This window comes from Mycobacterium mantenii (assembly GCF_001667865.1).
GTDB classification, from domain to species: Bacteria; Actinomycetota; Actinomycetes; order Mycobacteriales; family Mycobacteriaceae; genus Mycobacterium; species Mycobacterium mantenii_A.
The window spans coordinates 258,636-278,834 of record NZ_LZJP01000089.1; the positions used below are offsets into that span (position 1 = coordinate 258,636).

Here is a 20,199-nt window from a genome sequence, read left to right on the forward strand (position 1 = left end):
GGATGTATGACCGTCGCTCCGTCTGCCGGCACGGCCCCGACCGACGCCGCCCAGCGCCGCGCGCTGGTGTGGCCGGTGCTGGCCGGAGTCGCCGTGCTGGCGGGCTGCACGGCCGCCGGCATCGGGACGCTCTCGCTCGCCAGCGCGCTGACCGTGACTGGCCTGCCCGATCCGGGCCAGGTGACCACCCTGGGGCTGCCGTTCGTCCGGGCCGCGGGCGAGATCGCCGCGGTGCTCGCCGTCGGGTCGTTTCTGCTCGCCGCATTTCTGGTGCCGCCACAGCGCAACGGTGTCCTCGACGCCGACGGCTACCGGGCCCTTCGGCTCGGGACGGTGGCGTCGGGGGTGTGGGCGGTGTGCGCCGCCCTGCTGGTCCCGCTGACCATTTCGGACGTGTCAGGCCATCCCGTCGCCGACATTTCCCCGATGCGGATGTGGTCGTTGGCGGGCATGATCACCAACGCCTCGGCCTGGCGCTGGACCGCGCTGCTGGCCGCGGTGATCACGCTGGCGAGCCTGTCGGTGCTGCGCTGGTCTTGGACGCCGGTGCTGGCCGCCGCGTCGGTGGTGACGCTGATTCCGCTGGGGCTTACCGGTCATTCGTCGGCCGGGGGTTCGCACGACCTGGCGACCAACGGCCTGCTGATCCACCTGGTCGCCGCCAGCCTGTGGGCCGGTGGCCTGCTCGCCCTGCTCGCCCACGTCCTGCGGGGCGGTGGTCACCTCGGGTTGGCCGCCCGGCGCTTCTCGACGATCGCGCTGTGGTGCTGGGTCGCGATGGCGGTGAGCGGACTGGTCAACGCCGCGGTTCGGGTGCAGCCGTCCGACCTGCTCGGCACCGACTATGGGCGGCTGGTCACCGCCAAGTTCGTCGCGCTGTGTCTGCTGGGCGCGCTCGGTTGGCGCCAGCGACGCGTGAGTGTGGCTGCGCTGCAAGCGGATCCGACTCCGGCGCGCGCGCGTGGCGCGCTGTTGAGGCTGACGCTGATCGAGGCCGCCGTTTTCGGCCTCACCTTCGGCATCGCCGTCGGGCTGGGCCGCACCCCGCCGCCGCCACCCCCGGCCCGGTTGCCGTCGATTCCCGAAGCCGAGATCGGTTACGACTTCGACGGGCCGCCCACGCTGGCGCGCATCCTCTTCGATTGGCGCTTCGACCTGATCTTCGGCTCCGCCGCCCTCGTCTTCGCCGGGCTGTACGTGGCGGCGGTGGTGCGGCTGCGCCGCCGCGGCGACAAGTGGCCGCCGGGCCGGACGCTTTCCTGGCTGCTCGGCTGCGCGGTCTTGCTGTTCGCGACGTCGTCGGGCGTCGGTCGCTACATGCCGGCGATGTTCAGCATGCACATGGTGGTCCACATGTGCCTGTCGATGCTGATCCCGATCCTGCTGGTGCTGGGCGCCCCGGTCACCCTGGCGTTGCGGGCGCTGCCGGCGGCCCGCCGTGACGATCCGCCGGGCATGCGGGAATGGCTGCTGGCCGCGCTGCACAGCCGCTTCTCCCGGTTACTCACCAACCCGGTGGTGGCCACGGTGCTGTTCGTCGGCGGGTTCTACGGGCTGTACTTGTCGAGCCTCTTCGACACCACCGCGAGCAGCCATGCCGGCCATCTGGCGATGAACACGCACTTTCTGCTGAGCGGCTACCTGTTCTATTGGGTGGTGATCGGGGTGGACCCGACGCCGCGACCGATCCCGCCGCTGGCCAAGGTGGCCGTGGTGTTCGCCTCGTTGCCGCTGCACGCCTTCTTCGGGGTGGTGATGATGGGCACCAAAAAGGTGCTCGGCGCCGACTATTACCGCTCGCTCGGCCTGAGTTGGCACACCGATCTGCTGGGAGACCAGCGACTGGGCGGGGGCATCGCCTGGGCGGCGGGGGAGTTCCCGCTGGTGATCGTGATGCTCGCGCTGCTCATCCAGTGGGCGCGCAGCGATCGGCGCACCGCCAAGCGGCTGGACCGGGCCGCCGAACGCGACGACGACGCCGAGCTGGTGGCCTACAACGCGATGCTGGCGCAGCTGGCGCAGGGCGGAACCCCCAAGCGGTCCGGCCAGGCCCCTGCCGATCCCGACTGATCCACAGTCCAGGGTTCCTCCACAGCGATGACCGGCCCGGCCGGTTTTCGGGCCGTTTCCCTTCGGCGTCGTCGGTGGCGCCGCGCTTACTGGCGGCCATAGCCAATGCAATCGAGAAGGGATCAGCCCATGTTCGAAACCCCGCTTACCGTCGTCGGTCACATCGTCAACGACCCCGCGCGCCGCAAGGTCGGCGACCAGGAGGTCCTCAAGTTCCGGGTGGCCAGCAACTCGCGCCGCCGCACCGGGGACGGCGGCTGGGAGCACGGGCACTCGCTGTTCGTCACGGTCAACTGCTGGGGAAAGCTGGTCACCGGGGTGGGCGCCGCGCTGGGCAAGGGCGCACCGGTGATCGTGGTGGGCCACGTCTACACCAGCGAATACGAGGACCGCGACGGCAACCGCCGCTCGTCGGTGGAGATGCGGGCGACCGCGGTCGGGCCGGACCTCTCCCGCGTGATCGTGCGCATCGAGAAGCCCGGTTACACCGGCCCCAGCGCCGTCCAGGACAGCGCCGCCCCGGGAACTCTCGCCGATGCCGCCGACGTTAGAAGCGAGGACCCGCTGGCCGGCGACGATCCGGCCGGTACAGGTGACGTCACCGCCGACGAGGCCCCGCTCTCGGTTCCCGCCTGAGCCTTGGCTCGGGCGCGGGGCTGCGGCCGCCGGGCGATGCCTAGGATGGTCCGCGAGATCACTTCGCAAACCAGAAAGGCAACACCGCGGCATGGCTGAGTTCATCTACACGATGAAAAAGGTCCGCAAGGCGCACGGCGACAAGGTGATCCTGGACGACGTCACGTTGAGCTTCTATCCAGGCGCCAAGATCGGTGTCGTCGGACCCAACGGCGCCGGCAAGTCGAGCGTCTTGCGGATCATGGCGGGCCTGGACAAGCCGAACAACGGTGACGCCTTCTTGGCCAACGACGCGACCGTCGGCATCCTGCTGCAGGAACCGCCGCTGAACGAGGAGAAGACCGTTCGAAGCAACGTCGAAGAGGGCCTGGGCGAGATCAAGGTCAAGCTCGACCGCTTCAACGAGGTCGCCGAGCTGATGGCCACCGACTACTCCGATGAGTTGATGGAGGAGATGGGCCGGCTGCAGGAGGAGCTCGACCACGCCGACGCGTGGGACCTCGATTCGCAGCTGGAACAGGCCATGGACGCGCTGCGCTGCCCGCCGCCCGAGGAGCCGGTGACCAACCTGTCCGGTGGTGAACGCCGCCGCGTCGCGCTGTGCAAGCTGCTGCTGTCCAAGCCCGACCTGCTGCTCCTCGACGAGCCGACCAACCACCTCGACGCCGAGAGCGTGCAGTGGCTCGAGCAGCACCTCGCGTCCTACCCGGGTGCGATCCTGGCGGTCACCCACGACCGGTACTTCCTGGACAACGTCGCCGAATGGATCCTGGAACTGGACCGCGGCCGCGCCTATCCGTACGAGGGCAACTACTCCACTTACCTGGAGAAGAAGGCCGAGCGCATCGCGGTCCAGGGACGCAAGGACGCCAAGCTGCAGAAGCGGTTGACCGAGGAGTTGGCGTGGGTGCGCTCCGGGGCCAAGGCGCGTCAGGCCAAGAGCAAGGCGCGGCTGCAGCGCTACGAGGAGATGGCGGCCGAGGCCGAGAAGACGCGCAAGCTCGACTTCGAGGAGATCCAGATCCCGGTCGGCCCGCGGCTGGGCAACGTGGTGGTGGAGGTCGACCATCTCGACAAGGGCTACGACGGCCGCACCCTCATCAAGGACCTGTCCTTCACCCTGCCGCGGAACGGCATCGTCGGAGTCATCGGCCCCAACGGGGTCGGTAAGACCACGCTGTTCAAGACCATCGTCGGCCTCGAACAGCCGGACAGCGGCACGGTCAAGGTCGGGGAGACCGTCAAGCTCAGCTACGTCGACCAGACCCGCGCCGGAATCGATCCCAAGAAGAACGTGTGGGAAGTCGTCTCCGACGGGCTGGATCACATCGTGGTCGGCCAGACCGAGGTGCCGTCGCGGGCCTACGTGTCGGCGTTCGGGTTCAAGGGACCGGACCAGCAGAAGCCCGCCGGCGTGCTCTCCGGTGGCGAGCGCAACAGGCTCAACCTCGCGCTGACGCTCAAGCAGGGCGGAAACCTCATCCTGCTCGACGAGCCCACCAACGACCTCGACGTCGAGACGCTGAGTTCGCTGGAGAACGCCCTCGAGCAATTCCCCGGCTGCGCGGTGGTGATTTCGCACGACCGGTGGTTCCTGGACCGCACCTGCACGCACATCCTGGCCTGGGAGGGTGACGACGACAACGAGGCCAAGTGGTTCTGGTTCGAGGGCAACTTCGGCGCATACGAGGAGAACAAGATCGAACGGCTGGGCGCCGAGGCGGCACGGCCGCACAGAGTGACCCACCGCAAGCTAACGCGCGACTAGTGTCAGCTCTGCCCCGCGACACCGTGGAATGGGGCGATTGAGCGCACTGACAACCGTCGCCAGTTGGGAGCTATCGGCATGACGATCGATCCCGGAGCCAGACAGGATCTCAAGCCGTGGACGACCTTCACCCAGCAGCAGGACATTCCCGAGTGGATCGCGAGAGCCTACGTCGAGAGCTATCGCGGTCCGCATAGCGACGAGTCGGGCGGCGCCGAAACCAGGCCCATCGACCTGACGGTGCCGGCGGCGATCGTGACCCCGGCCATGCTGAGCGCGCACTATCGCCTCGGCCGGCACCGGCCCGACGGGGAAAGCCGCGTCGCGGTGTACCCGGCGGACGATCCCGCCGGTTTCGGCCCTGCGCTGCAAGTCGTCACCGATCACGGCGGCATGCTGATGGATTCCGTGACCGTGCTGCTGCACCGGCTCGGTGTCCCCTACACGGCCATCATGACCCCGGTGTTCGAAGTGGGGCGCAGCCCCGAGGGCGACCTGCTGCGGGTCGAGGCGAAATCGGCAGGCGCCTCGCAATACGCCGGCGAGGCGTGGATACACGTGCAGCTCCTGCCGTCGGTCGACAGCAAGGGACTCGCCGAGGTCGAACGGCTACTGCCCAAGGTGCTGGCCGACGTTCAGCGGGTCGCCAGCGACGCGTCGAGATTGATCGCCGTGCTCGACGATCTGGCCGCGCAGGTCGAGGCGAACGCCGGCGACCACTTCTCGGCGCCGGACCGCGACGACGTCGCGGCGCTGCTGCGCTGGCTGGGCAACGGCAACTTCCTGCTGCTCGGCTACCAGCGTTGCCACGTGCACAACGGTCAGGTCTCCGGCGACGGATCACCCGGCCTCGGCGTCCTGCGCACCCGCACCGGCTCCCGCCCCCGGCTGACCGACGACGACCGATTGCTGGTGCTCGCGCAATCCGTGGTGGGCAGCTATCTGCGTTACGGCGCCTACCCGTATGCGATCGCGGTGCGTGAATACGAGGACGGTGCGGTGATCGAGCACCGCTTCGTCGGGTTGTTCACGGTGGCCGCCATGAACGCCGATGTCCTGGAAATCCCCACCATTTCGCGCCGGGTCCGTGAGGCGCTGGCAATGGCCGACAGTGACCCGATCCACCCCGGTCAGCTGCTGCTCGACGTCATCCAAACCGTTCCCCGCTCGGAGTTGTTCACGCTCAGCTCCGAACGGCTTCTGGCGATGGCCAAGGCGGTGGTGGATCTGGGACCGCAACGAAACGCATTGCTGTTCCTGCGCGCCGACCGCCTGCAGTACTTCGTCTCCTGCCTGGTGTATCTGCCCCGCGACCGCTACACCACGGCCGTGCGGCTGCAGATCGAAGACATCCTCGTTCGCGAATTCGGTGGTACCCGACTGGAATTCACCGCCCGCGTCAGCGAATCACCTTGGGCCCTTATGCATTTCATGGTCCGCCTGCCTGCCGATGGCCCCGACGCTGCGCCGGTCGACGTCTCCGACGGCAACCGGATCCGCATCCAGGCGCTGCTGAGCGAAGCGGCGCGAACCTGGACCGACCGGCTCGTGGCCGCCGCCGCGGAGGGGTCCGTGGGGCACGCCGACGCCGAGTACTACGGGGCCGCCTTCCCCGAGGTCTACAAGCAAGCCGTCACCCCGGCCGACGCCATCGACCACATCGCCATCGTCAATGAGCTGCAAGACAACTCGGTCAAGCTGGTCTTCGCCGAAGCCGGCGACGGCACCGCCCAGCTGACCTGGTTCCTGGGCGGACACACCGCCTCGCTGAGCCAGCTGCTGCCGATGCTGCAGAGCATGGGTGTGGTGGTGCTCGAGGAGCGCCCCTTCACCGTCAACCGGTCCGACGGGATGCCGGTGTGGATCTACCAATTCAAGATCTCACCGCACCCGACCATCCGGCTGGCCTCGACACAGGCCGAGCGCGACGCGATGGCCGAGCGGTTCGCCGACGCGGTCACCGCGATCTGGCAGGGCCGCCTCGAGATCGACCGGTTCAACGAGCTGGTGATGCGCGCGGGACTGCGATGGCAGCAGGTCGTGCTGTTGCGGGCCTACGCAAAGTATCTGCGGCAGGCCAACTTTCCGTACAGCCAGTCCTACATCGAGGCGGTGCTCAACGAGCATCCCTCTACCGCGCGATCACTGGTCGCGCTCTTCGAGGCGTTGTTCGATCCCAGCCCCGATTCGTCCACCAGCCGCGATGCCCAGACGGCCGCCGCGGCGGTCGCCGCCGACATCGACGCGCTGGTGAGCCTGGACACCGACCGCATTCTGCGTGCCTTCGCCTCACTGGTGCAGGCCACGCTGCGGACGAATTACTTTGTGACACGCGAGGGTTCAGCCCGAGCCCGCAACGTGCTGGCGATCAAGCTGGACGCCCAGCTGGTCGACGAGCTGCCACTGCCGCGTCCCAAATACGAGATCTTCGTCTACTCTCCCCGGGTCGAAGGCGTGCACCTGCGGTTCGGCCCGGTGGCCCGCGGGGGCCTGCGCTGGTCGGACCGTCGAGACGACTTCCGCACCGAAATCCTGGGTCTGGTCAAGGCGCAAGCGGTCAAGAACGCCGTCATCGTGCCGGTGGGCGCCAAGGGCGGGTTCGTGCTCAAGCGGCCACCGCTGCCCACCGGCGATGCCGCCGCCGACCGCGACGCCAGCCGCGCCGAGGGCGTCGCCTGCTATCAGCTGTTCATCTCCGGCCTGCTCGACGTCACCGACAACGTCGACCATGCGACCGGAAAGGTCAGTCCGCCACCGGAAGTCATCCGGCGCGACGGCGATGACGCATACCTGGTGGTGGCGGCGGACAAGGGCACCGCCACCTTCTCCGATATCGCCAACGACGTCGCCAAGTCCTACGGATTCTGGCTGGGGGACGCGTTCGCGTCCGGCGGGTCGGTCGGCTATGACCACAAGGCCATGGGCATCACCGCCAAGGGCGCGTGGGAGGCCGTCAAACGGCACTTCCGGGAGATGGACGTCGACACGCAGACCGAGGATTTCACCGTGGTGGGGATCGGCGACATGAGCGGCGACGTCTTCGGCAACGGCATGCTGCTCAGCAAGCACATCAGGCTGCTCGCCGCCTTCGACCACCGCCACATCTTCTTAGACCCCGACCCGGACACCGCGCGTTCCTGGGAGGAACGCCGGCGGATGTTCGACCTGCCGCGGTCCAGCTGGGAGGACTACGACACGTCGCTGATCAGCGCGGGCGGCGGGGTGTACAGCCGTGAGCACAAGGCGATTCCGGTCAGTCCCCAGGTCCGCGACGCATTGGGCATCGAGGGCTCCGACGACGGGGTCACCGAGATGACTCCGCCCAATCTGATCAAGGCGATCTTGCAGGCGCCGGTGGACCTGCTGTTCAACGGGGGCATCGGCACCTACATCAAGGCGGAGTCCGAGTCGGATGCCGACGTCGGCGATCGCGCCAACGATCCGGTTCGGGTCAACGGAAGCCAGGTGCGCGCCAAGGTGATTGGCGAAGGCGGAAATCTCGGGGTGACGGCGTTGGGCCGCGTCGAGTTCGATCTGTCGGGCGGTCGGATCAACACCGACGCCATGGACAATTCGGCCGGCGTGGACTGTTCGGACCACGAGGTCAACATTAAAATCCTGATCGACTCCCTGGTGACCGCCGGCAAGGTCAAGCCGCAGGAGCGCAAACCACTGCTGGAGTCGATGACCGACGAGGTCGCGCAACTGGTGCTCACCGACAACGAGGACCAGAACGACCTGATCGGCACCAGCCGGGCCAACGCCGCCAGCCTGTTGCCGGTGCACGCCAGGCTGATCCAGTACCTGGTGGACCAGCGCGGCATCCACCGCGACCTGGAAGCGCTGCCCTCGGAGAAGGAGATCGAGCGCCGTGCCGAGGCCGGCATCGGGCTCACCTCACCCGAGCTGTGCACCCTGATGGCGCACGTGAAGCTGGGACTCAAGGATGAGATGCTGCAGACCGAGCTGACCGAACAGGACGTGTTCGCGTCCCGGCTGCCCCTGTACTTCCCGAAACCGTTGCGGGAACGGTTCACCCCCGAAATCCGCACGCATCAGCTGCGCCGCGAGATCGTCACCACCATGTTGATCAACGACCTGGTGGACGCCGCCGGGATCAGCTACGCCTTCCGGATCACCGAGGACGTCGGCGTCGGTTCGGTCGACGCGGTGCGCACCTACGTCGCCACCGACGCGATCTTCGGCGTGGGGGAGATCTGGCGGCGCATCCGCGCGGCGAATCTGCCGGTCGCACTGTCGGATCGGCTCACCCTGGACACCCGCCGACTCATCGACCGGGCCGGGCGCTGGCTGCTCAACTACCGCCCGCAGCCGTTGGCGGTCGGCGCCGAGATCAACCGGTTCGCCGCCAAGGTCAAGGCGCTGACGCCGCGCATGTCGGAGTGGCTGCGCGGCGACGACAAGGCCATCGTCGAGAAGGAAGCCGCGGAGTTCGCGTCCCAGGGCGCGCCAAAGGACCTGGCGTACATGGTGGCCGCCGGCCTCTACCGCTTCAGCCTGCTCGACATCATCGACATCGGCGACATCAACGACATCGACGCCGCCGAGGTCGCGGACACCTATTTCGCGCTCATGGACCGGCTCGGCACCGACGGGCTGCTGACGGCGGTGTCCGAGCTGCCCCGGCGGGACCGCTGGCACTCCTTGGCGCGGTTGGCGATTCGCGACGACATCTATGCTTCGCTACGGTCGCTGTGCTTCGATGTGCTCGCCGTGGGGGAGCCGGACGAAAGCGGTGAAGAGAAGATCGCCGAGTGGGAGCACCTGAGTGCCTCCAGGGTCGAGCGGGCCCGCCGAACACTCATCGAGATCCAGGAAAGTGGGGATAAAGATCTCGCAACGCTGTCCGTCGCCGCGCGACAAATCCGCCGCATGACCCGCACCAGTGGAAGAGGATCATCGAGTTGAGCGTCGGCTTCGTCGCGCCAGTGCTTGTGCGCTGGTCGGACATCGACATGTATCAGCACATCAACCACGCCACCATGGTCACGATCCTCGAGGAGGCGCGCGTTCAGTTCCTGCGTGAGGCGTTCGAGGTCGACATCTTGACCATCGGGTTGCTCATCGCCGAGGTCAAGGTGACCTACAAAGGCCAACTGCGGCTGGTCGATTCGCCGCTGCAGGTGACGATGTGGACCAAGCGGTTGCGGGCGGTCGACTTCACGCTGGGCTACGAGGTGCGTTCGGTCGCCGCGGACCCGGAGTCGAAGCCCGCCGTCATCGCGGAGTCGCAACTGGCCGCCGTCCATATCGAGGAGGAGCGGCTGGTTCGCCTCTCGCCACAACATCGGGAGTATCTGCAACGGTGGATCAGGTAGCCGACCGAGGATTATGGCTGGGCGCCGACTCGAGGGACGCCCACCGCAAAGATCTGGCCGCGTTCGTCGAACGCGCGCTGCGACTCGATGACGCCGCGATCATCCGGTTCCGGACCAGATCACCGGGCCTGCTGACGGCTTGGGTAGCAACGGGTTTCGACGTGCTGGCCAGCAGGGTGGTGGCCGGCGTGGTGCGGCCCGGCGATTTGTCGGTGGGCGCGGACGCGCTGGCCCGCGGCCTGTCGGCGATGGACGACTCCGGTTACGTCGACCCGGGCTTCGCGATGGACTCCGCATGGCGGGGGGCCCTGCCGCCGGAATCCGGCTTCACCCACCTCGAGGACATCCCGGCCCGGGTGATCCTCGACCTCGCGCAGCGCGGCGCGCAACTTGCCAAGGAACACAGCAGTTCTCATGGCCCGCCGGTTTCGCTGCTCGACCAGGAGGTCATCCAGGTAAGCTCGGCCGACGCGCACGTGGGGCTGCCCATGCGCTGCGTGTTCGCGTTGACCGCGATGGGTTTTCTGCCGCAGTCACCCGATGCGGTCGAGGCCGACGAGTTGATCCGGGTCCGGATACTGCCGACGTGGTTGCGGCTGGATGCCCGGTTCGGTTCGGTGTATCGCCGCCGCGGCGATCCCGCGCTGCTGCTGGGCTGACGCGGCCTGGCCGGGGCGACCCTCCAAACGGATCAGGCTGAGTTTAATGCGATCACCGACCGCCTCGGCCACCGCGATCATGGGCCGTAGAGCAGCCAGAGCGGCAGCACGGCGTCGATAAAATCCATGAATTTCTTCAGGCCCACCCGAAACTGCCCGTACCCGTAGGGGTCCTCGGCGTATTGGGGGAACGCGATGCCCACGCCGAACAGGCCGGGGGCAAGGATTCCGTTGGTGCGGTTGTAGTCGAGCTGCCCCCACTGTGGGGTCTCGGGCAACTTCCTGCGCTCGAAGCCGACGGTGTACACGGCGCGGTCACACTGCGCCAATGTCTCGGAGAATTCCGGGCTCGACACCCAGCACCTCTCCAGGCGGTCGGGCAGCACCCCGTCGATGTTCTCCCGGGCCCAGACGGCCGCCTGACCCTTCAGTCCAGTGTCGTCAAAAAGTATCCAATCATCGAGATACACAGCGTATTTCAGTGGGCTTCGATAGAAGTTGACGATGCGCTTGACGGGGTGGCGCAGCAGGTTCGGCAGCACGATCATGGACGAGTGCGAGGAGCCGAACACGGCGACCGTTGCGCCCTCGAGCGGCTCCTGGGCTAGTTTCTCGGGATCCAGGGCGACCTCGACCGGGATCTCCGCCAGGTCGGGATGGCAAAGCTTTTTGGGATCCGCGCCGACGGCCAGGATCACGTTCTTGGAGAAGATGTCGTGTTGGTCCGTCTCGATCCGCCACTGCCGATCTCGCAGGGTCAACGCGGTGGCGGTCGCCGTGAGGGTGTCGACCTGCTCACGCAGCTGCCCGGTGATCCAGACCAGCGGCTCGGCCACCAGTGCGAGCGCGCAGGTCTCCGGCGGGTCGATCTCCTTGAGTGGCATGGGCGGCGCCTCGGAGAACCGAAATGATTTGGCGCCGTTGAAGTATTCGAGAAACAGTCCGGCGTGGGTATTGCTCGAGACCGACCGCCACTTCCGGCCGATGTCGCCGGCGCCGAAGGCCGGGTCGACCCAGGCGATCCGTTCGGCCGCGACCCCGTGATCCAGCAGCCGTCCCACCGCGGCGATGCCCGCCGGCCCGGCGCCGATCACTGTCCACTCGTAGGAAGCCATGCACAACATATAGAACAGTCAGCCGCGAAATGCTCACCGTGACTCCGGCGGCGCGACCCCGATCCGGCTACGCCAGCCAGGCCGCCGAATCCGGCGGCAGTTTCCCGTCCAACAGCGATGCGCTCGCCAGGATCAGCTCGCCCGCCGGCAGCGGCATCGGCGCGTCGCCGCTGTTGAGCGCGCAGGTCAGCCCGCCGGGGCGCCGGAAGATCACCGCATCGCCGGACGCATCCACCCATTCGACGCCCTTGCCGTCGAATTCCACGCGGCGCCTTCGCAATTCAAGAGCACGCTGGAAGAACGACAAGGTGGAGTCGGGATCGCCGCTCTGCTTTTCGACGGTCAGCGCCGCCCATTCCTTCGGCATCGGTAACCACGTGTCGGGTGAGGAAGAGAAGCCGAACGGGGGAGCCTCGCCCGACCACGGCATCGGCACCCGGCACTTGTCGCGGCCCCGCTCGGTGCGTCCCGAACGTTCCCACGTCGGGTCCTGCAGCACCTCCTCCGGCAGGTCCAGCACATCGGGCAGCCCGAGTTCCTCGCCGTTGTAGATGAACACCGTGCCCGGCAGGGCGAGCATCGCCATCACCATGGCTTTCGCCCTGCGCAGGCCGATTTCGCCGCCACCGTAGCGGGTGACCTCGCGGTCGACGTCGTGGTTGGACAGCGTCCACGTCGGGACCGCGTCATAGATCGCGGTGGCCGCGAGCGAATTCTCGATCGCGTCGTGGATCTGGCGGGCGTCGAAGTCGATCTTGGTCAACCGGAAGTTGAAGCCGAGATGCAGTTCGTCAGGCCGCAGGTATTCCGCCCAGAGCTGGTTGTCCAGCACCCAGACCTCGCCGATCGTCACCGCATCGGGGTACTCGTCAACGATCTTGCGGATCTTGCGGTGGATGTCGTGCACGCTCGGGTGGTTGAACCGCGGATCGTCGTCGCTGTGCGACAGCACCTTGATGTCTTCCTCGGCGTCGGGCAGGCCGGACGGCTTGGCCATCCCGTGGGCCACGTCGATGCGGAAGCCGTCCACCCCGCGCTCCAGCCAAAACCGCAGCGACTTCTCGAAGTCGTCGAAGACGTCCGGGTGTTCCCAGTTCAGGTCCGGCTGTTCGGTGTCGAACAGGTGCAGGTAGTACTGACCGGGATTTCCGTCGGGCTCCACCACCCGGGTCCAGGCCGACCCGCCGAACACCGACGTCCAGTTGTTCGGCGGCAGCGCCCCGTCGGGTCCCAGACCATCGCGGAAGTAGTACCGCTCCCGCGCGTCGGTGCCCGGGCCCCCGGCCAGCGCGGCCTGAAACCACGGGTGCGCCGAGCTGGTGTGGTTGGGCACCACGTCCATGGTGATCTTGATGTCCCGCTCGTGTGCCGCCGCGACCAGCCGTTCGATCGCGGGCATCCCGCCGAACAGCGGGTCGATGTCACGGGGATCGGCGACGTCGTAGCCGTGGTCGGCCATCGGCGAGACGGTGACCGGGCTGAGCCAAACCGCCTCCACCCCGAGGCGCACCAGGTGGTCCAGATGGGCGACGATTCCGTCGATGTCACCAACGCCGTCGCCGTTGCTGTCGGCGAACGATCGGGGATAGACCTGGTAGAAAACCGCGTTCGACCACCATGCTCCGGGGCTCATCCTGCTCCGTTCGGTTCGCTGGGTGTTAAAACGATGAATTGACGAGTGAGTGGGCGGCCATTTCCAGATAGTTGAGCAACTCGCGACGGTGTTCGTCGTCGAGCGTCTGCGAATCGATGGACGCGACGGCCGTGTGCATGCACCGCAGCCACGCGTCGCGCGCCAGGGGAGTGATCCGGAACGGCACGTGACGCATCCGCAACCGGGGGTGTCCGCGCCGGTCGGAGTAGGTGCGCGGGCCGCCCCAGTACTGCTCGAGGAACATTCGCAGGCGCTCTTCGGCGCCCTCGAGGTCGTCCAGCGGATACAGCTCGCGCAGGATCTCGTCCTCGGGAACCTGGGCGTAAAAGCGCGACACGATCGTGTGGAAGGTGTCGGCACCGCCGACCGCGTCGTAGAAGGACTCTGCTACCTGATCCATCGCCATCCATTGTGGTGCATCCTCGCGGCGCCGGGCGGAGGCGGCCCGGCCACCCGCTTGGTGTTCACCGGATCGACACGGCGTTCACCTGCAATAGGGGTGCGATTGGCGGCGAATCATGGTGGACTGTTCGCGGAGGATCTATGGCGCAGGGCAAGAGACGCCGCAGCCACCGCAGTCCGGTAGCCGCGGCAGGGTTAAACGGGCCCACAACCGCGTCGTCGCTGCATAGTGTTGAAACCCATCCGCCCGCGCGCCCGGAGAGCACTTCTATCTGGAGTCGCCGGCGGGTCCTGCTGCTGAATTCCACGTACGAGCCCCTGACCGCGTTGCCGATGCGCCGCGCGATCGTCATGGTGATCTGCGGCAAGGCCGACGTGGTCCATCACGATCCGGCCGGCCCGGTGATCCACTCGGCGACCAGCTCGATCGTGGTGCCCTCGGTGATCCAGTTGCGGTCCTACGTCCGCGTTCCCTACCGGGCGCGCGTCCCGATGACCCGCGCCGCGCTGATGCACCGCGATCGGTTCTGCTGCGCCTATTGCGGGGCGAAGGCGGACACCGTCGACCACGTGCTGCCACGCAGCCGCGGCGGTGACCATTCGTGGGAGAACTGCGTCGCGTGCTGCTCGACGTGCAACCACCGCAAGGGCGACAAGCTGCTCAGCGAGCTCGGCTGGGCGCTGCGCCGGGCGCCGCTGCCACCGACCGGACAGCACTGGCGGCTGCTGTCGACGGTCAAGGAACTCGATCCGGCCTGGGCCCGATATCTCGGCGAGGGCGCGGCCTGATCGACAATCTGGTGTCCGGTCGCGCCGGCAACTCCCTCGGTGGGATACGGTTTGCGTCGTGAGCCTTATGCAAATCCACCTGTTCTTCATTGGCATACCTCTGTTGCTGGTGGTCGCGCTGTCGGTGCTGATCTGGTCCCACAAGGGACCGCACCCAGCGGCCTACAAGTTGGGCGAGAAGTGGACGCATCCGCCGATCCTGTGGGCTGCCACCGGCGAAGATGTCGGCCACGCCCACGGCGGACATGGTGAGCACGGCACGTCGGAATTCTCAGTTGGAGGTGGCGCCAGTGGCACGTGGTGAGGTAGCGACGAGAGAACCCGCCGAACTGCCGCACGGCACGGTGATCACCACGAGCGGACGGATCTCCGGGGTCACCGAGCCCGGCGAGCTGTCGGTGCAGTTCCCGTTTTCGACCAAGGACCTGGTCACCGTGGACGACGCGCTGAAATTCGGCTCGCGGGCATCCAAGACGCGTTTCGCGATCTACCTGGGCGATCTGGGTAGCGACACCGCCGCGCGGGCCCGCGAGATCCTGGCCGACGTGCCGACGCCGGACAACGCCGTGCTGCTGGCCGTCTCACCCGACCAGAAGGTCATCGAGGTGGTCTACGGCACGCAGGTTCGCGGGCGGGGCGCCGAGTCGGCCGCACCGCTGGGTGTCGCCGCCGCGTCCTCCGCGTTCGAGCGCGGCGACCTGGTCGACGGCCTGGTCAGCGCGATCCGCGTGCTGAGCGCCGGGATCTCGCCGGCTTAGCCGGGCGCGGCTCAGGCCGGGCCCGCGTCGAAGCGGCGCGCCCGCAACGAACGCTTCACCCCGGCCTGGCCCTCGAGCACCAGGCGTCGCAACGCCGCCGGCACCTCAGGGTCGGACAGGAACTTGTCCGCGGCGGCGACGCCCTCGTCGCTGATGTCCCAGTGTGGGTACAGGCCGATCACCACTGTCTGGGCCACCTCGCTGGACCGGCGCGCCCACACCCCGGAGATCGCCTGGAAATAGCGCTCGGTGAACGGCTTGAGCAACTCGGCCTGCCCGGCCGGGGCGATGCCCGCGATGATCGAGCGGGCGGTGATGTTGGCCAGGGTGTCGTCCTCGACCACCGTCGTCCAGGCTCGCTCCTTGACCTGCAGCTGAGGCCGCGCCGTCGCGGCCTGCGCGCCGTGCCGCTTCCCGGCGGCGGTCGGGTCGCGCTGGATCTCGGCGTCGATGAACGGCGTCGCGGTCCCGTCGGCGTCGACCTTGCCCGCGGTGGCCAGCGCCGTCACGATCCGCCACCGCAGGTCCGTGTCGACTTCGAGCCCGGCCAGCCCCAACTCGGCGGGGTCACGGTCGAGCAGATCCGCCAGGGTCGCAACGTGGCCGGTCGACAGCACCGACGAGCACAGCGTGTTGACGAAGGCGAGTTGGTGATCCGAGCCGGGCTGCGCGGCGCGCGCCAACTCCAGCAGCCGGTCGGCGAATTGCGGCCAGCCGTGCTCGCGAGCCCAGCCCTGCTCGGCGTAGGACGTCAGGGCCGTCTGCGCCTGCAGCAGGAGTCGTTGTGCCACACCGACTTCGGATTCGGCGTGCACGCCACCGGTCACCAGGGCCACGAAGTCGCGGGCCCGCAGTTCGGCCTCGCGCGTCATCTCCCAGGCGGCCGACCAGACCAGCGAGCGGGGCAGTGGCGCGGCGATGTCGGCGATGCGCTCCAGCGCGGTGCGCAGCGAGTCGGCGTCCAGCCGTAGCGAGCAGTACGTCAGGTCGTCGTCGTTGACCAGCACCAGCTTGCCCCGCGAAACACCAACCAGCCCGGGAACTTCGGTGACCGGGCCCTCGACGTCGAGTTCCTCGCGGTGCACCCGCACCAGCTTTCCGGTGCCGTCATCGTCGTAGATCCCGACCGCCAGGCGGTGCACCCGGGTTTCGCCGGCGCCCGGCGCGGCGCCGCTCTGGTTCACCGCGAACCGGGTGAACTTGCCGCCCGAGTCCACATCGAACTCCGGCCGCAGCGTGTTCAGTCCCGTCGTCTTCAGCCACTGCTGGCCCCAGTCGGACAGGTCTCGCCCGGACGCCTGCTCCAGCGCGGCGACCAGATCGTCGAACGTGGCGTTGCCGAAGGCGTGGGCGCGGAAGTAATCGCGCAGCCCGGCCAGGAAGTGCTCCAACCCGACATAGGCGACCAGCTGCTTGAGCACCGAGGCGCCCTTGGCGTAGGTGATGCCGTCGAAGTTCACCTCGACCGCGGCCAGGTCGGGGATATCGGCGGCAATCGGATGCGTCGAGGGCAATTGATCCTGGCGGTACGCCCACGACTTCTCGACCGTCGCGAACGTCGTCCACGCCTCGGTGAATTCCGTTGCCTCGCTTTGGCACAGCACCGATGCAAAGGTCGCGAAGGATTCGTTCAGCCACAAGTCGTCCCACCAGGCCATGGTGACCAGGTCGCCGAACCACATGTGCGCCATCTCGTGCAGTACGGTCTCGGCGCGCCGCTCGTAGGAGGCCCGGGTGACCTTGCTGCGGAAGACGTAGTCCTCGAGGAATGTCACCGCACCCGCGTTTTCCATTGCGCCGGCATTGAATTCGGGCACGAACAGCTGATCGTACTTCCCGAACGCGTAGGGCAGACCAAAGTTCTTGTGGTAGAAGCTAAATCCCTGTTTGGTCTGGGTGAACAGCCGCTCGGCGTCCATGTGTTGGGCCAGCGACGACCGGCAGAAGATGCCCAGTGGGATCTCGCCGTGCTCGTCGGTGTAAGAGTCGTTCCACTCGGCGTACGGGCCGGCGATCAGGGCCACCAGATAGGTGCTCATCCGCGGGGTGGTGGCGAAGGTGTGCAGGCCGTCGTTCACCGACACCGTCGCACCATTGGAGATCACCTTCCAATGCGCGGGCGCGGTCACCCGCACGTCGAAGGTCGCCTTCAGGTCGGGCTGGTCGAAGCAGGCGAACATGCGCTTGGCGTCGGCGGTTTCGAACTGCGAGTACAGGTAGGTCTCGTTGTCGACCGGGTCGACGAACCGATGCAGACCCTCGCCGGTGTTGGAGTAACGGCAGTCGGCGTCGACCACGACGACGTTGCGGTCGGCCAGCCCGACCAGGGGGATACCCGTCGACTCGTCGTAGCCGGAGACATCCAGATCGTGTCCGTTGAGCGTGGCGCTGCGGATGGTGTCGGCGGCGATGTCGATGACCGAGTCGGCGCCGGCGAGCGCGTCGAACACGACGGTGGTGACCGAGCGGAAGGTCCGTTCACCGGGAGGGCCACCGGGACCGGAGCCGTCGGTGAGATCGAGGTCGATTTGATAGCTGGCGACGGTGATCAGAGCGGCGCGCTCGACAGCTTGTTCGCGGGTGAGATTCGGGAGAGCCACGTGTCCAACTTACGGGTCGGGCAAATCGGGAACAGGATGCAGACGCCTACGGTTGTGCAGATCAGACTTTTCATTGACGAGAGGATGCGCCATGCCTGACACCGCCGCCGCGAAGAACAAAGTCGATTTCTGGTTCGATCCGCTGTGTCCGTGGGCATGGATCACCTCGCGCTGGATCCTCGAGGTCGAGAAGGTTCGCGACATCGAGGTGAACTTCCACGTGATGAGCCTGGCGGTGCTCAACGAAAACCGCGAGGGCCTGCCCGACGAATACCGCGAACGTCTGTCGAAGGCCTTCGGTCCGGTCCGGGTGGCGATCGCCGCCGAGCAGGCCCACGGCTCCGAGGTGCTGGCACCGCTGTACACCGCGATGGGAACCCGGATCCACAACGAGGGCAACAAAGAGCTCGATGACGTGATCAAGCTGGCGCTGGCCGACGTGGGCCTGCCGGCCGAGCTGGCGGAGGCCGCCAACAGCGACGCGTACGACGAGGCCCTGCGCGAGAGCCACCACGCCGGCATGGACGCGGTGGGCGACGACGTCGGCACGCCGACCATCCACGTCAACGATGTGGCGTTCTTCGGGCCGGTGCTCTCCAAGATTCCGCGCGGTGAGGAAGCGGGCAAGCTGTGGGACGCCTCGGTGACCTTCGCGTCCTACCCGCACTTCTTCGAGCTCAAGCGCAGCCGCACCGAGAAGCCCGAATTCGACTAGACCGCCGCGTGCGATCGCGGCGGACCGGGCGGCGGGTGGCTGTGTAAGTATTGCGGGCATGCGCGTCTACCTCGGCTCTGACCACGCCGGATTCGAGCTCAAGCAGCAGATCATCGACCACCTCACGAAATCCGGGCACGAGCCGATCGATTGCGGTGCCTTCAGCTACGACGCCGAAGACGATTACCCGGCGTTCTGCATCGCCGCCGCGACACGCACGGTGGCCGACCCGGACAGCCTGGGCATCGTGTTGGGCGGGTCGGGCAACGGCGAACAGATCGCCGCCAACAAGGTGCCCGGCGCCCGGTGCGCGCTGGCTTGGAGCGTGGAAACCGCGGCGCTGGCCCGCGAGCACAACAACGCCCAACTGATCGGCATCGGCGGTCGCATGCACACAGTGGCCGAGGCGCTGGCCATCGTCGACGCCTTCCTGACCACGCCGTGGTCGAAAGCTCCACGCCACCAACGGCGTATCGACATACTCGCCGAGTACGAACACACCCACCAGGCCCCGCCGTTGCCCGGCGCGGCGGGCTGACGCCGGAAAGGTCTGCGCGTGCCCGAAGGGCATACCCTGCACCGGCTCGCCCGGCTGCACCAGCGCCGATACGCCGGCGCCCCCGTCGCGGTGTCCAGCCCGCAGGGCCGCTTCGCCGATTCGGCCGCGATGGTCGACGGCCGGGTGCTGCAGCGCACGAGCGCGTGGGGCAAACACCTGTTTCACCACTACTCCGGCGGCCCGATCGTGCACGTGCATCTCGGGCTGTACGGCGCCTTCACCGAATGGGAACGGCCCGGGGACGGGCTGCTACCCGAGGCGACCGGGCAGGTGCGGATGCGCATGATCGGCGCCGACTATGGAACCGACCTGCGCGGCCCGACGGTGTGCGAAGTCATCGACGAGGGCCGAGTCAGCGACGTCCTGGCCCGGCTGGGCCCTGACCCGTTGCGCAGCGACGCCGATCCGTCGTGGGCGTGGAAGCGGATTGCGAAGTCCCGCAGGCCCATTGGTGCGCTGTTGATGGATCAGACGGTGATGGCCGGGGTGGGCAACGTGTACCGCAGCGAGTTGCTGTTCCGCCACGCGATCGACCCGTTCCGGCCCGGCCGCGACGTCGGCGAGGACGAGTTCGCCGCGGCCTGGACCGATTTGGTCGCGCTGATGAAGGTCGGATTGCGTCGCGGCAAGATCATCGTGGTGCGGCCCGAACACGACCATGGCGCGCCGTCGTACCGGCCCGATCGGCCCCGCACCTACGTCTACCGGCGCGCCGGCGAGCCCTGCCGCGTGTCCGGCGATCCGATCCGCACGACGGTGCTGGAGGGCCGAAACGTCTTCTGGTGCCCGACCTGTCAGCAATGAGCCGGCCGCACCCGACCAACCGAAGCCGGGGGCGGCCGTGCGGATCGGTATCAATCTCTCAGCGCAAGACACTGGCGTTCGTTGTTTAGCCAAAGCACCGATTTGGGTAAAGGTGTCTTCGTGAAAACTCTTCCACGTTTGGCCGCAACGGCTCTCGCAATCGGCGGGCTGGGTTTGGCGGGCTTGGGCGTCGCGACTGAGGCGCAGGCCCACCCCGGACCCTTCCCGCAATGGTGTCCGGGTGAGTTCTGGGATCCGGGCTGGGGAAACAACTGGGACTGGAACAACTGCCACGACTGGCGCGGGGGACCGCCTGGGCCGCAACCGGGCT

Annotated in this window: 16 protein-coding genes; 12 read left to right on the forward strand and 4 right to left on the reverse strand. The window is 67.5% G+C overall.

Annotated elements, in window-relative coordinates:
• The first annotated feature begins 6 nt into the window (after positions 1–6).
• From A5688_RS14930 to A5688_RS14955, 6 genes are all read left to right on the forward strand, one after another.
• Complete coding sequence (locus A5688_RS14930) at positions 7–2,070, forward strand: cytochrome c oxidase assembly protein (protein ID WP_067911384.1); 2,064 nt, start codon at positions 7–9, stop codon at positions 2,068–2,070.
• A gap of 129 nt (positions 2,071–2,199) precedes the next feature.
• Complete coding sequence (locus A5688_RS14935; protein WP_067911382.1) at positions 2,200–2,706, forward strand: single-stranded DNA-binding protein; 507 nt, start codon at positions 2,200–2,202, stop codon at positions 2,704–2,706.
• A 91-nt stretch (positions 2,707–2,797) separates the two neighbouring features.
• Positions 2,798–4,474 (forward strand): energy-dependent translational throttle protein EttA, encoded by a 1,677-nt coding sequence (gene ettA / locus A5688_RS14940; protein ID WP_067911378.1) that lies wholly within the window; start codon positions 2,798–2,800, stop codon positions 4,472–4,474.
• A 78-nt stretch (positions 4,475–4,552) separates the two neighbouring features.
• The gene (locus A5688_RS14945; protein WP_067911375.1) at positions 4,553–9,403 is read left to right on the forward strand and encodes an NAD-glutamate dehydrogenase; all 4,851 of its coding nucleotides are present in this window, start codon (positions 4,553–4,555) and stop codon (positions 9,401–9,403) included.
• Positions 9,400–9,813, forward strand: coding sequence for an acyl-CoA thioesterase (locus A5688_RS14950; RefSeq protein ID WP_067829708.1), 414 nt, complete (start codon positions 9,400–9,402; stop codon positions 9,811–9,813). Before A5688_RS14945 ends, A5688_RS14950 begins: the two co-directional genes overlap by 4 nt.
• The gene (locus A5688_RS14955; protein WP_067829711.1) at positions 9,801–10,472 is read left to right on the forward strand and encodes a hypothetical protein; all 672 of its coding nucleotides are present in this window, start codon (positions 9,801–9,803) and stop codon (positions 10,470–10,472) included. Before A5688_RS14950 ends, A5688_RS14955 begins: the two co-directional genes overlap by 13 nt.
• Positions 10,473–10,549: 77 nt before the next feature.
• Here A5688_RS14955 and A5688_RS14960 read toward each other — a convergent pair whose 3' ends face one another.
• The 3 genes from A5688_RS14960 to A5688_RS14970 all read right to left on the reverse strand — a co-directional run bounded on the left by A5688_RS14960 (position 10,550) and on the right by A5688_RS14970 (position 13,641).
• Positions 10,550–11,566 carry a pyridine nucleotide-disulfide oxidoreductase gene (locus tag A5688_RS14960; protein WP_067911612.1) on the reverse strand — a complete coding sequence of 339 codons (1,017 nt, stop codon included), beginning with the start codon at positions 11,564–11,566 and terminating at the stop codon, positions 10,550–10,552.
• Positions 11,567–11,654: 88 nt separating this feature from the next.
• Positions 11,655–13,220, reverse strand: coding sequence for a glycoside hydrolase family 13 protein (locus A5688_RS14965; protein WP_067911372.1), 1,566 nt, complete (start codon positions 13,218–13,220; stop codon positions 11,655–11,657).
• 25 nt (positions 13,221–13,245) lie between these two features.
• A complete protein-coding gene (locus tag A5688_RS14970) occupies positions 13,246–13,641 on the reverse strand; it encodes a globin (protein WP_067830371.1) in 396 nt (131 codons plus the stop codon).
• 143 nt (positions 13,642–13,784) lie between these two features.
• On the opposite strand from A5688_RS14970, the gene A5688_RS14975 reads away from it, so the two are divergent.
• The 3 genes from A5688_RS14975 (at position 13,785) to A5688_RS14985 (ending at position 15,190) form a co-directional block, all read left to right on the forward strand.
• On the forward strand, positions 13,785–14,432 hold the full coding sequence (locus tag A5688_RS14975) for an HNH endonuclease (RefSeq protein ID WP_067829716.1): 648 nt from the start codon (positions 13,785–13,787) through the stop codon (positions 14,430–14,432).
• A gap of 67 nt (positions 14,433–14,499) precedes the next feature.
• On the forward strand, positions 14,500–14,736 hold the full coding sequence (gene ctaJ, locus A5688_RS14980) for an aa3-type cytochrome oxidase subunit CtaJ (protein ID WP_067829719.1): 237 nt from the start codon (positions 14,500–14,502) through the stop codon (positions 14,734–14,736).
• Positions 14,723–15,190, forward strand: a complete 468-nt coding sequence (locus A5688_RS14985) for a DUF5130 domain-containing protein (RefSeq protein WP_067911369.1) — start codon at positions 14,723–14,725, stop codon at positions 15,188–15,190. The genes ctaJ and A5688_RS14985 overlap by 14 nt, the downstream gene beginning before the upstream one ends.
• An 11-nt stretch (positions 15,191–15,201) precedes the next feature.
• Here the strand turns inward: A5688_RS14985 and pepN are convergent, their stop codons facing one another.
• Complete coding sequence (gene pepN, locus A5688_RS14990; protein ID WP_067911367.1) at positions 15,202–17,790, reverse strand: aminopeptidase N; 2,589 nt, start codon at positions 17,788–17,790, stop codon at positions 15,202–15,204.
• A 91-nt stretch (positions 17,791–17,881) separates the two neighbouring features.
• On the opposite strand from pepN, the gene A5688_RS14995 reads away from it, so the two are divergent.
• From A5688_RS14995 to A5688_RS15005, 3 genes are read left to right on the forward strand one after another with little or no spacing between them, the layout of a single operon-like run.
• Complete coding sequence (locus A5688_RS14995; protein ID WP_067829730.1) at positions 17,882–18,505, forward strand: DsbA family protein; 624 nt, start codon at positions 17,882–17,884, stop codon at positions 18,503–18,505.
• 58 nt (positions 18,506–18,563) lie between these two features.
• Entirely contained in the window at positions 18,564–19,043 is a 480-nt protein-coding gene (locus A5688_RS15000) for a ribose-5-phosphate isomerase (protein WP_067911364.1), read from the forward strand.
• An 18-nt stretch (positions 19,044–19,061) separates the two neighbouring features.
• Positions 19,062–19,868, forward strand: coding sequence for an Fpg/Nei family DNA glycosylase (locus A5688_RS15005; protein ID WP_067829735.1), 807 nt, complete (start codon positions 19,062–19,064; stop codon positions 19,866–19,868).
• Positions 19,869–20,199 lie beyond the last annotated feature (331 nt).

Excerpts from the sequence above, each read along its gene's own strand:
- A5688_RS14930 (WP_067911384.1), top strand. The coding sequence starts at position 7 with ATGACCGTCGCTCCGTCTGCCGGCACGGCCCCGACCGACGCCGCCCAG.
- A5688_RS14935 (WP_067911382.1), top strand. The coding sequence starts at position 2,200 with ATGTTCGAAACCCCGCTTACCGTCGTCGGTCACATCGTCAACGACCCC.
- ettA (WP_067911378.1), top strand. The coding sequence starts at position 2,798 with ATGGCTGAGTTCATCTACACGATGAAAAAGGTCCGCAAGGCGCACGGC.
- A5688_RS14945 (WP_067911375.1), top strand. The coding sequence starts at position 4,553 with ATGACGATCGATCCCGGAGCCAGACAGGATCTCAAGCCGTGGACGACC.
- A5688_RS14965 (WP_067911372.1), bottom strand. The coding sequence starts at position 13,220 with ATGAGCCCCGGAGCATGGTGGTCGAACGCGGTTTTCTACCAGGTCTAT.
- A5688_RS14970 (WP_067830371.1), bottom strand. The coding sequence starts at position 13,641 with ATGGATCAGGTAGCAGAGTCCTTCTACGACGCGGTCGGCGGTGCCGAC.
- A5688_RS14975 (WP_067829716.1), top strand. The coding sequence starts at position 13,785 with ATGGCGCAGGGCAAGAGACGCCGCAGCCACCGCAGTCCGGTAGCCGCG.
- ctaJ (WP_067829719.1), top strand. The coding sequence starts at position 14,500 with ATGCAAATCCACCTGTTCTTCATTGGCATACCTCTGTTGCTGGTGGTC.
- A5688_RS14995 (WP_067829730.1), top strand. The coding sequence starts at position 17,882 with ATGCCTGACACCGCCGCCGCGAAGAACAAAGTCGATTTCTGGTTCGAT.
- A5688_RS15000 (WP_067911364.1), top strand. The coding sequence starts at position 18,564 with ATGCGCGTCTACCTCGGCTCTGACCACGCCGGATTCGAGCTCAAGCAG.